Genomic DNA, 14,106 nt, shown 5'->3' with positions numbered 1-14,106 from the left:
TCGGCTGGAGTCGATCGAGGTTTCTCCAGCGAATCTGACGCTGCCGCACCGTGCGGCCACTACGGGATGTCTGCCCGGTCGGATAGACGCCCGTCCGGGCTGTACAGATAGGTGTGCACGGTGTGGAACGGGGCCGGTAGGTACACGATGAACCCGTCGGCGGGCACCATCCGGTATCGCCGGGTGATCCCTAGGGTCCACCCGGCGGGTTTGTCACCGTGAGATCCGGCCGGGATGACGCCCGCGCCGGGCCGGTCGGCACGGGCGCGACGGTGCCGGGCAATCGCGATATGCGGGCACAGCATCAGTGCCGCACGCATACAGTCGGGGTGCCCCTGCGGGTCGGTGAACCGCAGCAGCTCCGCCGTGCGAGGCGTGCCGAGAAACGCCACCCAATAGCCCATGAAGTCGCCACACAGCGAGCACCGGCGCGCGGCGGCGAGCTCGGTCGAGGTCACGGTGTTGATCGTGGTGAAGTCCACACGCGGGCCGGTACCGCCGTCCGGGCCGGGGTGCATGTTGACCGGCGGGATCGGTAGGCCGCGCCGAGTGTCGTAGGGCCGCGCGGCCAACGACGCGGGCACGCCCGGCGGGATCGGGCCGGGGCCGGTCATGCCGGGCCGCCGTCGGTGCCGCGCCGGACGTCGGTGATGACGAGGTCCGGGTTATCGGTGAGGATCAGTGGGCGGGCCGTGTCCCATTGTTCCGATGTGATGCGTGCGGTGACGGTGTCGAGTCCGGCGGCTTCCATGACGGCCCGTTGCATCGCGGCGGTGTCGGCGTGGCTGAACACGGCGACCATGTTTCCGCCCGCGACGAGGTGCACGAGGCCGTCTGTCGGCGGGGCAGCCGGGTGGGTGATCGGGTCAGCCGGTTGTGAGCCATGCGGTCCAGGGACCGGGCATAGCGGGGTGCCGTCGTGGTGTGACGCGGCAGGGCGCGGCATGGCGGCGGGCATGGACCAGTCCGACGGGGCGACCGCGCGGGCCGGTTCGCCGCACTCGGGGCACCGCAGCGAGCCGGGCTCGGCCGGGTCGTGCGCGGGGTGGGTCGGTGGGGTCGTCATCAGTGCGCCTTTCCGTGGGTCGGGGTGTACGCGCGCCGGGGCCGGGCGTGATGCCCGGCCCCGGTGAAGGTCCCTGTCAGGCCGCGTCAGCGGTGTCCGTGCCGGTCGTGTCGTCGCTACCGGCCGTGTCGTCGGTGTCGTCGCTACCGGCCGTGTCGCACGTCTCGGTGTCGTCGGGGTCGTCGGCGTTGTTGGAGCCGGTCGCCGGGTCGGTCGCGGGCGGGGCCATGAGGGCGCGGACATCGTCGGCCGGGGCCGGGGCGTTGTCCGCCATGGCGTACGTCTCCGGTGCCGGGCGGGTCATGATCAGCACGCCGCGTGCGCTGAGCTTGCGCTGGGCGTTCACGATCGCGCCGGGGCTCCGGTTGATCGCCTTTCCGATCGTGCTCGGGGACAGCTCGTGGCCGGGGCCGAGGTCGCGGTGGAACGCCTCCACAATGCGCACCAGCTCACCCTTCGCCAGTTTCGCCGACCCGTCGGTGTTGACCTCGGCGGTGACGCGGGCCGGTCCGCCGGTGGGCGTGCGCCGCAGCGCCGATACGCGGCGGATCTTGCGCTCGTGCCCGCACGTCGGGCACGCGATGACGGCGGGCGCGTTCGCCGGGTCCACCGTTGCGAGCTTCGTGTTGTCGCCGGCAACCCACAGCTCGGTGCCGTCGTTGGTGATCGGCAGGCGGTGGGCGGCACCGGCGACCTCCATAGCGGCGAGGACGGCCTCGCCCTTGACGACCGACAGGCCGCTCTCGTCGATTGCGTCATCGGCGGTGACGCCCTCCGGGTGACCGCCCAGCACACCGGCCATCATCAGCACCCACAGGTGGGGCTGAGCCGGGGCCACCGGCGCACCGGACACCGGGGCCTCCGGCAGTGTCACCGGGTCGGCCGGAGCCGGAACGACGTCGGCAGGGTCGGCGTAAACGCCGGTTTCCGTGGCCTCGTCGACCGGAGTCGGGCCATCGGTCGCCGGGGCGTCAGCCGCTGGGCTGGTGTCGTCGGCCGGGGTGGCGTCGGTGGACTCGTCGGCCTGGGTGTTGGTGGCCGGGGCGGTGTCGTCGGCCGGGGCGGCGGGGTACCAGGTGTCAGCGGACTTGCGGCCCTTCGGGTCGGCTTCGCGGCGGGCGTCCCCGGTGGTCTCCATCGTGGACAGCGCTTTCGAGACCACGGTGACGGTAAGACCGGTGGCGTCGGCGAGGTCTCGGGTGATCATGCCGCCCGGGTTGGCGGTCAGGGCGGCGGTGACGGACTCGACGGCGGACGGGGCGGCGGTAGTAGCCATGACGCAGAAACCTCCGGAAATAGGGATGGGAATAGCGTTACCGCTATTTGCGGTGCGCTTTTGGTGGGTGTTTTTGCTGCCCACGTCCATGAACGCTCTGCGCCGGGTAAATGTCAACCCGCATTTTCAAGACTCTTTCCGGCATGGCAACCGGCAACGCAATTTGGCTCGGTCGTGCGACGGCGACGCGTGACAGGTAACGCGTTTAACCGGCCCGCCGTGGCCGCTGGTCGATTTTCGTGGTGCACCGGTATATGCGGTCAGGGCGGCCCGTGTCGGCGCACGTAGCGCGCCGTGGGCGGGTGGTCAAAAATCGGCCAGTCATCCTGCTGCACCCGGTCAACGGCCGGGCGCGCGGGTTGCGGGTGGCCGCTGTGGGCGTTGACCATGACTGTGAGCCTGTCGCTCGAAACGGCCACTAAGTCAAGCCCATTAATGTGCGAAGAATCACTTCTCCAGCTAAAGGTAAACGCCTTTGCTGATCATGAAAGGAACGGGGTTGATGGCGTTGCTTTCGGTGGCCGGATAGCCGATGTGGATCTCGTAGTGCAAATGAGGTCCCGACGAGTTGCCGGAGGTGCCTACATAGCCGATCGGTTGACCGGCGGTCACGGACTCGCCAACCTTCACGATCGGTTGGCGCACCATGTGGCAATACCGCGACACGACGTCGCCAGCGTGCCGGACGTCCACGTACCACCCACACCCACCAAGGCCCGGGTATCCGTCGTTGTCGCACGGCATGGCGGCGTGAAACGGGGCGTCCCACGAGTGCCCGGCGACGTTGCACCGCACCCGGACCACAATCCCGGACGAGGCGGCCCGGATCACGGTTCCCCGGCCGACGATGAGATCCACCCCGTCATGACCGGGCCGGTCGGCGGTGCGGAACCCGGAACCGGCCTCGTCACCGGCTACGGGCTGTGTCCATCCGGCCGGGCTCAGTGCCGCGCCGTCGCACGCGGGCAGCGTCCCGCCGGTGAATGCCACCACGATCACCGAGGCGCGCGTCTCGTGTTTGGCGTAGGCGTCTGGGTACGCCGATCGTTGCACCCGCTGTGCGGCCACCGTGAGCGGCATCGATTCCCACCCCGGCACTGCTAGAAGGTGTTCGTAGAAGTTCCCGGCGGCGTAGTCCGGTGACATGATCTGTGCCGGGGTGCCCCACCCCTGACTAGGGCGTTGCTGGAATAGGCCCAACGAGTCGTGATCGTTGGCCACGCCCAAGTCGCCTAGGTTGACCAGGTTCGACTCTTGCAACGCCGTAGCGACGGCGATCACCCAACCGCGCGCCGGTACCCGCATCCGCTCACCCACGGCGACGATCACCGAGGCGTTATCGGCCTGTTCGGCGGTCAACCCGGCCGTGCTCGCGCCCGGCGTGGTCACCGTCGCGGCACACCCGGCCCCGTACCCGCCGCCCCCACCAAACACGGCCCCAACCACCCCGGCGGCTCCAGCGGCGACGATTACTACGACTGCCAGGAACGCGACCGCGACACCGGCCGCTAGGCGTCCCACCGGGCACCGCCCCCGGCCGGGGTGAGATCGGCCAGGCTCACCCGCCCGCCGCGCCCGGTGACCCGCCACACCGGCCCCGCCGGGCCACCAGGCCCGGCCGCGTCGTCGGCAGCGGCGGTCGCCACGGTTAGCCCGTCGGGCACCCCTAACCGGGTGAGGTGCGCGTGGAAATTCAGCTCACGCGCGCCGGTGGGCAGCCAGAACAGCACCGGATGCGCCCGTGACGGCGGTAACGCGGCGTATCCGGCAAGCTTGCCCGCGACCCGCGACAGCGTTTCCGTGCCGAGGTCAGCCTCCACCCAAAACGGCACCGCCCGCCCGCCCGTGTGCCACACGCCGTGACCGTCCGGACGCACGACCGCACCGACGGTTTCCCGGCACCGGGCCTCGTTCCACCACCGGATCAGGCGCGCGCCGTCGTGGGTGCGGGCGTGCCCGATCAGCGCGACGAAGAACCCGTTGATGGTCAGCAGGTGGGCCAGTGTCGGCGACATGGCGAGTCGGGCCGTGACGTCGCGTACGGCGGCCGGACGCGGCAGCGTGGCTCCGTTGGCGGCGGCGATGATGGCCGCGCCGACCGGGCCGAGGGTCCACCTCCATGATTGCGAGCCGGGGCGCTGGTAGTGCCGGAACCGGTCGAGGATGTCTCGTGCGTGCAGGGTGTTGAGCCGGTTGCGGGCTCGTCCAATGGAGCCGAAGGCGAGGTCGACGAGCTGCTCGGTGGTGAAGGTCTTGTGCTGATCGAGCAGGTCGAGCAGGTGACGGTCTCGGGGTGTGATTCTCGTGAGTTCGCCGGCTACGACGGAGGCGGTGAGTCGGCCTCGCGAGGAGGCCGTGCCGGTGGCGCTAGTAGGAGGGATATCTCTTATCAGTCGGTTCCGGTCCACCAGTCCTCCACACCGTCATCCACCAGGGCAGGTGGCATGTTCATGGGGGAGTGTTCAGGCGAGTGTTCGGCCCCGTTGGGTTCCTCGTTGGACCGCTCGTTAGAGGTCTCGTTAGACCTCTCGCCCTGAACAGCAAAGGTGTTACGACCCACCAGTGGCAGCACCGAAGGGTCCTCGCGGAGCTCGGCATCGGCGCCGGCCGCGACCGTCGCCTGGCCGAGCAGCCGCTTACGCTCAGCCCGAGGAAGGCCGGTGAGTTCGCGTGCCGCGTGGCGCAGCTCGACGGCACGGCCCTTGATCGCTTCTGGCGGCGGGAGGGTGTCGGCGGTGACCGGCGGGAGTGTACGACCGCGGGCCACCGGACGGAGAACGACTTCATAGCCGCCGAGCCGGATCAGGTCGCCGTCATCGAGGTACGGGCGCAGATGGCGGGCCTGGTCGATGGCGTCGCGGGGGGCGAGCGCGAAGTACACCTTGTTGCGGGCGTTGGCGTCGATCGCCTCGACCATCTCCCCGGACAGCTGTCCGAGGAATTGGTGCGCGAGCAACCAGGAGACGCGCAGGCCGCGGGACTCGGCGAGAGCGTCGTCAATGCCGATCGGCAGGTGCAGGAAGTTGTGGCACTCGTCCAGGACCACGCTGGCGTCCGGCCGCCGATCCTCCGGAATGCGGGCGCGGGCGGTCGTGGCCTGCCAGAGCCCGGCCAGCAGCAGAGAGCCGATCAGCCGGGCACCGTCTTCCCCGATCACACCTTTGGGTAGGCGGGCGAGCAGGACGCCGCCGTCGAGGATCTCGCCGAACGAGAACGTGGTCGCCGGCGCCCCGAACAACTCCATCGCGAACGGGTGCGCGAGCACAAGGCGAAGCCGCGACAACAGCGGCGCGGCGAGCCCGGCGCGTTGCCCCACGGAAAGCGCGTCGAAGCCCTCCCAGAACTCGCCGAGGGTGTTGCCCTCCCAGGCGTGCAGGCTGCGGGTGACCGCCTTGACCCGGGCGGCCCGCCATTTGGCGTCCGAGAGCAGCCGGGGTAGTTGCGGCAGAGTGGAGCCGTCGAGGTAGGCGAGGGTGAGCAGGCCGTGATAGCAGAGGTCGGCCTGGCGTGGTCCCCACCAGCGGGCGAAGACCTTCGACATCACGGCGGTGACGTTGGCGGCCACATCGTGCGGGGTGCCGCCGTGCACCCGTGGGTCCAACAAGTTGATCGCTGGGGGTGCGTGCCGTTCGTCCGGGTCGATCAGGACGAGGCGGTCTCCGGCGGCGCTGGGCATCCGGTCGAGCAGGTCCCGGATGAGGTCGCCTTTGGCCGGGTCGAATGCGGCGACCCCGCGCCCTGCCTCGATGTCGCCGAGGATCAGCCGCATCAGCAGGGTGGTCTTGCCGGTGCCGGTCGGGCCGAGCGCGTGCAGGTGGTAGCGGCAGTCCGGCAGGGAAATCCCGATCCTCGTGCGCGGGCCGGCGTTGGCGACTCCGATCACCTTGCCGCCCAGCCCATGCCGCTGATCGAGCGGCACTAGGGTGAGCCGTCGCTCCTGGTTCGCCGCAGGGGCGGTCACGGCGCGTTCCATGCCGTCGGCTCGCCGCTGTCACCATCGCGCCGCCGCTCCGAACGGCTCCTGATGGTCCGGAGTTCGACGACCGGTCCAGCGCGGAAGACGTCGCGACCACCCGGCCGCCGCCGCGACGCGGCGGCCGGAAGCCCGTGCACGGCCGGTTCGATCGGCAGCCCAGCCAATGCCGCCACCTCGTCTACCCCGGCGAGGCTCATCTGCGGCTGGCGGACCCACCGGTCGGCCGCAGCGCGAGCGCCTCGGCGCAGGCGCCGACGGCCGAAGTGCGCCGACAACAGGCCGAACCCGCCGGTGATCGCGGCGGCAGCCGAGCGCGCGGCGTCCTTCGTCGGGCCGCCGGCGGTGGCGAAGACGGCGACCAGGAAGTGCGGCCCGGCCTGATACTTAAGCCGTGCCTGGCGGGCCAGCTCGGTCAGGTACGGGTCGGTCATCGTGGTCCGCCGACGGCTCGAATGGCTCAATGAGCCGGGCATGAACACGCTGGTCACGCCCAGCAACGCCTTACGCAGGCCGTCCGTGAGCAGGACCGCCATCCGCAGGGTGCCGCTGAGACGGCGGGCACGCTCGGGATGGGTCATCGCCCGGTGCAGTACCCGCAGCCGGTAGGCCGGGGCGCGGCTGAGGTGCACCTGGAGTAGACCCCCGCCGGTACGCCCGGCCGCGGCGAGGCCCTCGTATACCGCGCGGAGCTGGTCTTCGTCCGGCTGGGCCTTCGCCCAGGAGCGCGGTGTCGCGGTCGGCGGGTCTTCCACGAGAGGTAGCCAGTCGGGCCGGGTGGGCCGCAGGGCCACGGTGGTCGACGTCTCGGTGGCCGGGACGCGCGGAGCGGCAGTTTCCTCGACGCGGACGCCGGGCCAGGCGCTCTCCAGGTTGCGGCGAACCGAGGTCGCGGTGATCCCCGGGGAGAGCCAGAGGCCGCACCGCATTCCGTGCGCGTCGGCGCGGACCTCCCAGACCAGCCGGGCCGGGCGTAGCGACCACCGGCTCGGTGCGGGCAGCAGCGTGGCGAGCAGCCGCCAGAGCCCGACGGTGGCGGCCGGGCTCGCCGAGACGGGCGGGATGATTTCCAGCGACCGCGCCGTGCGGGCGTGCTTGCGCCACACCCGGCGCCTCCAGACTCGCCACACCACCGTGAGCGTGATGACGACGGCGATGCCGGCCGCCCAGAGCGGCCAGCGGTCACGCAGGCTGTGCCAGAGCGCCTCGGGGGCGGTCTGGCCCCAAGTGCCGCACAGCAGTTCGCCGGTGACCGAGCTGGGAATGCCGTTCTGGCCCGGGATGCAGCCGAGCGGGGACAGCTGCGGGGACGGAGACGACGCCGGGGAAGACGGGCCCAGCAGCGGGGACGGGGGGCCGAAAAGCGGGTACGAAAAAGCCGACAGGATCATGGCGGGTTCTCCCATCCGAGCGAGGGATTAGCGGCGCGGCGTGGCGGGGCCGGTGACGACCAGGCCGTGTTCGACGTCGTCGGAGGCGATGCTGTGGAACGCCACCCGCGCCGCCCCGGCAGCGAGCAGGGCATCACCGCGTGAGCAGGACAGCAGGAACGCGCGTTCGCCGTCGGTGAGTCCGAATGCCTCGGTGACTGCGTCGATGGCCTGCGGCGCCTGCCGTAGGAGCACCTGCGTGGCCGCGTTCGAGACGACCGCCCGGCCCACATCGGTGGAAAGGACATCGGCCGCGTCCTGCGTGATCACCCCGAGCCCGGCCTCGTACTTGCGGGCCGACTTCGCCAGCCGGAACAGGAACTGTGCCCCGAGCCCCGCGCGCAGCATCAGCCACGCCTCGTCGACCAGGACCAGACGTCTGCGTCGGGTGCCGGCCTGGTGAGAGGAGCTGACCATGCGCCAGATGGCGTCCAGGATCAGCAACGTGCCGACAGGCTTCAGCTCCTCCGGCAGGTCCTTGATCGCGTACACGACCAGATGCCCGGCGGCGGCAGTGCTGGTCGGGCCGTCGAACAGACCTTTGAACGACCCGGCGACGTACGGATAGAGCCGTGCGGCCAGGACGCGCCCGGATTCGCCGGACTCGTCCAGGGCGGCGGCGACGTCGGCCAGCAGCGGCGCGGGCCGCCGCCACGTACGTGGATCGGACGTGATGCCCTTGGCCCGGTACGCGGCCAGGACCGCCACGTCCAAGGCGGCGGCTTCCTCCGGCGACACTCCTGCTCCGCCGGTCAGCACCGAGACGAACGTCTGCATGAACAGTGCCCTGCGCACGAGCGCGTCCTCGCCATCGCCTGCCGATAGGTCGAGCGGGTTGATCCGCACGCCTGGGACGCCCGGCCGGATGATGGTCCCTCCAACCGCCTCGGCCAGGCGTACGTACTCGTCTTCGGGATCGATGACGAACGCTTCGACGCCCTGGTAGAGGTTGCGCAGCAGGTCGAGTTTGGCCAGGTAGGACTTGCCTTCACCGGACCGGGCGAGGATGACCGAGTTGTAGTTGGGCTGCGCCCACCGGTCCCAGATCACGACGCCGGGCGAGTGCAGATTCAGCCCGTACAGCACGCCGTCGCCGGTGGTGCTGGGCAGGTCGGGGCTGGTGAACGGGAACGCGGCGGCGAGCGCGTCGGTGTCGAACACCCGCGTCATTCCCAGGGCATCGAAGGCAAGGGGCAGGCTGGTGATCCAGCCCTGTAGCTGCCGCCAGGTGGCGGGGGCGACATCCATCAGCAGCGACGAGGCCAAAACGCGGACCTCGGTCACGCGGTCGGCGAGTTCCGGTTCGCTGTCGGCGTGCACGGTCAGGTAGAGCCCGAGCCGGAACAGCCGGGCTTCGCCCCGGGCCAGGCGGGAGGCTAGCTCGGCGGCGTCGGCCGCGGCCGCGTCCAGCTCTGGATCGTCGAGGCGGCCCTTAGTGGCGTCCTGCCGGCGTGATGCCTCGAACCGCGAGCGCTGCTTGCGTAGGCGCTGGGAGGCGATGACCGGCGGGACGGGTTCGATGTGCAGCGACACATCGACGCGGCCGGGGTAGGACAGTAGCGGCTCGAGCCAGCCGGGACCGACCTCGGAGGGGTAGCCGGTCACGGCCAGGGTGGCGGTGTATCCGTCGCCGATCCGAACCGACCGGCCCCCGACCTCGACCGCGTCCGGGCTGCCGGGGATGATCGTTTCCGGCTGGGGGAAGGCGCGGGGGCGGCGACGCGCCAAGAAGTTCACAGGTGCTCACTTTCGCCGAAATCAGGCGCCGGAGTCCGGATGACTGGGCCGAGGTGGGGAGACGGGCTGAGTGCACTGGCCAGCACCGAGGCCGTTTCCTCGCGGTTGAGCGTTCGGGCGGCGACCTCGCAGCCCGACAGCGCCCGGACCGTCTCGGCGGCCTGGTGGACTGTGTGACGAGGGCCGCGGGTGCTGCGCATCGCGACGGTGACGTGCCGATGCAGCAGCTCCCGCCGGGCGGCGAGGTCGTCGAGGAACGCGGCGTGCGCGCGTGCGGCCTCTTCCAGGGCCGGATGCGGCAATCCAGGCGCGTCGGCGAGGAGCCGATCGGCGAGGTGAGTCAGATGGACACGCCGGGCCCGCACCACGATTTGGGTGGGGCCATCGAGGCTGTGCAGCCAGCGGGCGAACCCAGCTACGAGGCCATTCTGCTCGGTGGCCGTACGGAGTCCGAAGGCCACCGTTGAGGCGCTGACCAGGCTCGTTGTGCCGTCCGAGCCGAGCTCGATCAGCCCGTCGGCAGTGATGCCACGGGCCGGAAGTTGCAGCGGTGCAGGCAGCGGGAGCCGGTCGCCCGGCCCGGCCGTGGTCGCCACCCAGGCGGGGGCCGGATAGATAGCGCCATCGGCCGGGACGAGCCGGTGCGGTGCTTGCCGGTGCCGGACCGCGTTGAGCAGCCACCGATCGAGACTGATGCCGTCGCGGCGGCCGACAGCCAGGAAGAACGCCGCTCCGGCGATCGGGACCGCGACAATGAGGAACAGCAGCGGTGGCACCAGCGTGGCCACGACGGTCCAAGCGACGTAGAGCAGCAGGCCGGTGATGGTCAGAATGACCAGCTGATGCCAGGTCATCCCGAATACGACCCGGTCCGGGCGCTCCACGTCAGCGGGAATGCGCGCGCGCATCGGCGGCTCGTCGGTACGGCGGCTCATGACTTACCTCCTCGGGGACGGCGCCGCGCCGGCGGCGAGGACGGTGGGGACGAGGCCGGGGACGGCTCCGTCCCGGTGTCTCTGGCCTGTGGAGACGACGACGGCGCGGCGGGCCGAAATGCCTGTGTCGTGGTGCCGCGTGGCGCGGGTCGCGGGAGCGGCTTCACTGACGAGGTAGGTGGCGGCGATGCGGTCGTCGCAGGTGCCTGCCGCGTGGGCAAGCGGCGAGGACTCGGATTGGTCGGCGGATCGTTGGCGCGCCGCGCCGCTGTCGGCCGTCCGGTCGACGCCTTCCTTGTGGCACCTTGACCCGCCGCCGGGTCCGAGGTGTTCGGCTTATTCGATCGCGAAGCCGGCACGTTGGAGAACACCGGTGTGACCGGGGCTGGGGGCCGACTTGGTGCCGTCTGCTTCGCCGGTGCTGAGGAGAACGTTGCCTCAGGTAGCGGCCTAGTCGGCGAGGGGCTCGAAGGCGAAGGGGTGCTGTTGCTGAAGATCGGGGTCGCCGCTGCCCTGCTCGGCTGAGCGATCGCCGGGCCGGTGGTGGGCAGGTGAGAGAACGGCACGGCGGGAGCGGTGCCGGTTGGGGCCGAGATAGGCGTGGCGGGTTGCGGCGAGTCGCTAAACGCGGGCGGGCCGTTGACGGCTGCCGGTGCGGCGAGCGGAGTCTGGGTGGCCGGAGCATGGCTGAACTGAACCGGGGCAACCGGGGACGGCCGGGACCGCCCCGGGGACGGCGTGACCCGGCTCTTGGGGACCGATCGCGTCGCAGTCCCCGCCCTGACCACGCTCGTCGGACGGCTCATGGCGGCCCGCTGCGGCAGGGCGTTGCGGCCCGCGCTAAGCAGCCCGGCGGCAGCGCCGAGGGTCTTGAAAGTGACGAACGCCTGAAGCAGTTGCCCGAGCAGCCCCCGGCCTTGGCTTTGCAGCTGGAGGGGGCCGAGCACGAACTGTTTCATCAGGCCAGGCAGCTTGATCAGCAACCACAGCATCGTGATGCAAGCCAGCACGCCGAGCAGACCTTTGCTGCTGGCCGGCACGCCGAGAACTTCCATGCCCTTCGGGGTCAGGAACACCTTCACGGTGACCAGCACGATCACTGCCTGGCCGACCTGCAAGCCCAGACACGCGCCGATTGCGCGCCACCAGGTGTAGGCGATGCCCTCGGTCTGGGGTGTGGCGTGCAGGACCAGCACAATCGGGCCGATTCCGATCAGCACGATGAACAACCCGACCCGCATCACGAAGGTGATCACCGTGATGATGCCCAGCGCCGCGACGGCGATGCCGAGCAAGCCGAACATGATGTTGACTGACGAGCCGGTCAGCGTCGACGTCAGGTATTCGCCGATCGCGTCGGCCGCGGCCTGAGCTTCAACGCCTTGGCCCATGACGCCGACGGTCAGCGCGTTGGCCACCTCAATGGCTTTGCCGCAGATGATCAGGCTCAAGTTTGAGAGCACCGCACCGGCGGCCACCCGTGGCGCGATCTCCTTGAGCCCGTACTGCGTTTGCACGGACTCGCGAGACATGATGGTGAAGCAGCCGGCCAGCACGAGGAGCCCGTAGAGGGCGTTCGCGGTGACCATGCTCGTGGTCCACACTGCTGTCACCGCCGGGTTCGCGGTGAGGTCCGGCGTGGACAGCGCTGTGGAGCCGAGGGCCTCCAGAACCGGGTTCAGTATCTTCTTGGCGACCCAAATCAGAAAGTCGTTGATCGCCTTACGGATCTGCCCAGGGATATCGAACAGCCCCGGATCGTCATCGTCTGCACTGTCCGGAGTCGGGGACGGCTGCGGGGACGGCTGCGGCACCTCCGGAGACGACGGCGCTGTCGGGCTCGGGCCGTTCTGTGGTGGCGTCGGAATCAGGGGTGGCGTATTCGGCGTGGGGAATGGCGTCCCCGTAACCGGAGCGGGAGCCGGAGGCGGATCCGCCCACGCCGCCCCGGCAGCGGCCAGCCCAATCAGCATCGCGGCTAACACGAGCGCGGCCCCGACGAGGCGGCGCGCGGTGCGGTGGAGGGCCATCATGCGGTCCACGCCGCGATGATCGTGAGCAGCAGCGGGACCAACAGCGCTCCGGCATAGCCGACGGCGGCGCTGCGCAGCGCTCTCTTGCCCTTCTCCACCTCGTCGGCCTCGCCGCTGGTGTAGCGCAGGAAGCCGACGGTCAGGCACAGCGAAGCCCAGGCGGCGAGGAAACCCATCGCCCAAGCCCGGACGTTGTTCAGGACAGTGGCGATGGAATCGGCGGCGAGTACCGTCTCGGCCGGCGCGGCGGCGAAGGCCGCCTCCGGCCCCGCGCCGAGCACGAGCACCGCGGCGGCGATGGCGGCGGGAACGAGAAGCCGTACTCCACGAACGAGCTGGAGGCGGCGGTCGCCGCTCGGGCGGCCCGGCGGCGGGGTGGACCTCTTCAACGGGTGGCGGGTCATGGGACGTGGGCACCTCCGGGTGGCCCGGCCCTCGCATCAGAGCGCGCGGGGGCCGGGCGTCACGGGTGAAGGGATGCGGTGAACCCAGGTGCGACCGGTGCGGATGGCCGTCCTCCTCATCGGGGAAGGGGCGAGCCGTCACGGGTGTCAGCGCCGTCAGCGGGACCGGTCGAGCGAGGTCACCAGGTGCGGAGAAGTCCGCACTAAGAGATACAGATTCCGGCCTTGTTTTCGACAAGCCGCAGGTTAAAGACGGTGCTGGAAGTCGACGCGTAGGGTCATGGTCGCTTCGGTGATGACTTCCGCGTCAGGGTCCGACAGCAGCCCGGCGTTCATGGCTGCAACGAGCAGGCCCTCGGCGCGGTCCCGCGCCTTGTAGATCGCCTTGACCTGCTTACCGAGGCTCTCGGCGTACTCCGCGACCGAGGTTCCGGCCAGCCGAGTCGCGCCGATCAGCTCCGCGTCGGCGGCGGTGATGACACCGGCCGCGACCGCGCGGGCCAACACCAGGTCCGGATGCCCGGCTCGCGGCCACAGCGCCGTGGTGTCGAGGTGGTCGGATTCCCGGCGCGGTTCGCTGGCTCGCAGCTCGGCACGGGCGGCGGTGAAGGTGGCGCTGAGCAGGCGTTGCACTACCCGGGCACCGGATGAGTTAACTGCGGGCAGCGCGGCGACGAAGCTGGTCAGCAGCTCGGCTTGCACGTCACCGGAGTAGTGACGCAGCCGATAGGCCGCCTGCCGCAGGCCCGGCAGCGCCACCCCCACCGCGCCAACCACCCAGGCGGGGCCGTCGTTACGGGCGCGCTCGATCAGCAGCCGCCACACCCGATCACTGGTCACATGGCCGCAGGACGGATGCATCAGGATCGAAGCCAGCTCCGCCAGCACGATCCGGCGGCGCGGCAGGCCACCGCCGAGCGCCGCACCGTCCACCGACAGCGGCTCCGGGCCGGTGGTGAGCAACCGCAAGGCGGTCGCGGCCACGTCGAATGGCTGCTCACCGAGCACCAGGCCCGGAGCGTTGACGCCGGCGGGCACGGTCGAACGAACAGACTTGGACATCAGGATTCCCCCGAAATGTGGGTGACGAACGCCCGGCGGCTCAGTGAGCGCCTGGCGAGTACGGCACCTATCCCGCCACTCAGGTTGAACAGATCTTGAACATGTGGGCCTTGTTCAAGTGGGTCACTCTGTGTATGCGGCGACGGCTGGTGCGCTGGGAAGCGAGGCACGTTGCCTGCTCCGCCTCGTA

12 protein-coding genes are annotated in these 14,106 nt (G+C 70.4%); all 12 read right to left on the bottom strand.

The genetic code is table 11. The features are described from left to right. Positions 1-59: 59 nt before the first annotated feature. Entirely contained in the window at positions 60-614 is a 555-nt protein-coding gene (locus Ade02nite_RS49200; protein ID WP_239168692.1) for a hypothetical protein, read from the bottom strand. Next, positions 611-826, bottom strand: coding sequence for a hypothetical protein (locus Ade02nite_RS11640; RefSeq protein ID WP_203761603.1), 216 nt, complete (start codon positions 824-826; stop codon positions 611-613). Before Ade02nite_RS11640 ends, Ade02nite_RS49200 begins: the two co-directional genes overlap by 4 nt. 316 nt (positions 827-1,142) lie before the next feature. Beyond that, positions 1,143-2,342 carry a MarR family transcriptional regulator gene (locus tag Ade02nite_RS11635; RefSeq protein WP_239168691.1) on the bottom strand — a complete coding sequence of 400 codons (1,200 nt, stop codon included), beginning with the start codon at positions 2,340-2,342 and terminating at the stop codon, positions 1,143-1,145. A 459-nt stretch (positions 2,343-2,801) separates the two neighbouring features. Beyond that, positions 2,802-3,863 carry a M23 family metallopeptidase gene (locus Ade02nite_RS11630; protein ID WP_203761602.1) on the bottom strand — a complete coding sequence of 354 codons (1,062 nt, stop codon included), beginning with the start codon at positions 3,861-3,863 and terminating at the stop codon, positions 2,802-2,804. Beyond that, on the bottom strand, positions 3,851-4,723 hold the full coding sequence (locus tag Ade02nite_RS11625; RefSeq protein WP_203761674.1) for a replication-relaxation family protein: 873 nt from the start codon (positions 4,721-4,723) through the stop codon (positions 3,851-3,853). The genes Ade02nite_RS11630 and Ade02nite_RS11625 overlap by 13 nt, the downstream gene beginning before the upstream one ends. Positions 4,724-4,731: 8 nt before the next feature. After that, positions 4,732-6,315: a type IV secretory system conjugative DNA transfer family protein gene (locus tag Ade02nite_RS11620; RefSeq protein WP_203761601.1), complete on the bottom strand. Its 1,584-nt coding sequence runs from the start codon at positions 6,313-6,315 to the stop codon at positions 4,732-4,734. After that, on the bottom strand, positions 6,300-7,706 hold the full coding sequence (locus Ade02nite_RS11615; protein WP_203761600.1) for a hypothetical protein: 1,407 nt from the start codon (positions 7,704-7,706) through the stop codon (positions 6,300-6,302). Before Ade02nite_RS11615 ends, Ade02nite_RS11620 begins: the two co-directional genes overlap by 16 nt. 27 nt (positions 7,707-7,733) lie before the next feature. Continuing rightward, positions 7,734-9,482, bottom strand: coding sequence for a VirB4 family type IV secretion system protein (locus tag Ade02nite_RS11610; RefSeq protein ID WP_203761599.1), 1,749 nt, complete (start codon positions 9,480-9,482; stop codon positions 7,734-7,736). Beyond that, entirely contained in the window at positions 9,479-10,417 is a 939-nt protein-coding gene (locus Ade02nite_RS11605) for a PrgI family protein (protein ID WP_203761598.1), read from the bottom strand. Before Ade02nite_RS11605 ends, Ade02nite_RS11610 begins: the two co-directional genes overlap by 4 nt. Further along, positions 10,414-12,450, bottom strand: coding sequence for a TrbL/VirB6 family protein (locus Ade02nite_RS11600; RefSeq protein ID WP_239168702.1), 2,037 nt, complete (start codon positions 12,448-12,450; stop codon positions 10,414-10,416). Before Ade02nite_RS11600 ends, Ade02nite_RS11605 begins: the two co-directional genes overlap by 4 nt. Beyond that, a complete protein-coding gene (locus Ade02nite_RS11595) occupies positions 12,447-12,854 on the bottom strand; it encodes a pilin (RefSeq protein ID WP_203761597.1) in 408 nt (135 codons plus the stop codon). The genes Ade02nite_RS11600 and Ade02nite_RS11595 overlap by 4 nt, the downstream gene beginning before the upstream one ends. Before the next feature lie 246 nt (positions 12,855-13,100). Beyond that, on the bottom strand, positions 13,101-13,916 hold the full coding sequence (locus tag Ade02nite_RS11590; RefSeq protein WP_203761596.1) for a hypothetical protein: 816 nt from the start codon (positions 13,914-13,916) through the stop codon (positions 13,101-13,103). Between the last annotated feature and the right edge of the window lie 190 nt (positions 13,917-14,106).

Origin of the sequence: Paractinoplanes deccanensis (genome assembly GCF_016862115.1) — a bacterium.
Taxonomy (GTDB): domain Bacteria; phylum Actinomycetota; class Actinomycetes; order Mycobacteriales; family Micromonosporaceae; genus Actinoplanes; species Actinoplanes deccanensis.
Note: the sequence above shows the minus strand (reverse complement) of the source record. Positions and strands in the feature narration are given on the sequence as shown.

Coding starts and splice junctions, on each gene's coding strand:
- Ade02nite_RS49200 (WP_239168692.1), bottom strand. CDS start 614: ATGACCGGCCCCGGCCCGATCCCGCCGGGCGTGCCCGCGTCGTTGGCC.
- Ade02nite_RS11600 (WP_239168702.1), bottom strand. CDS start 12,450: ATGATGGCCCTCCACCGCACCGCGCGCCGCCTCGTCGGGGCCGCGCTC.
- Ade02nite_RS11615 (WP_203761600.1), bottom strand. CDS start 7,706: ATGATCCTGTCGGCTTTTTCGTACCCGCTTTTCGGCCCCCCGTCCCCG.
- Ade02nite_RS11620 (WP_203761601.1), bottom strand. CDS start 6,315: ATGGAACGCGCCGTGACCGCCCCTGCGGCGAACCAGGAGCGACGGCTC.
- Ade02nite_RS11595 (WP_203761597.1), bottom strand. CDS start 12,854: ATGACCCGCCACCCGTTGAAGAGGTCCACCCCGCCGCCGGGCCGCCCG.
- Ade02nite_RS11605 (WP_203761598.1), bottom strand. CDS start 10,417: ATGAGCCGCCGTACCGACGAGCCGCCGATGCGCGCGCGCATTCCCGCT.
- Ade02nite_RS11590 (WP_203761596.1), bottom strand. CDS start 13,916: ATGTCCAAGTCTGTTCGTTCGACCGTGCCCGCCGGCGTCAACGCTCCG.
- Ade02nite_RS11635 (WP_239168691.1), bottom strand. CDS start 2,342: ATGGCTACTACCGCCGCCCCGTCCGCCGTCGAGTCCGTCACCGCCGCC.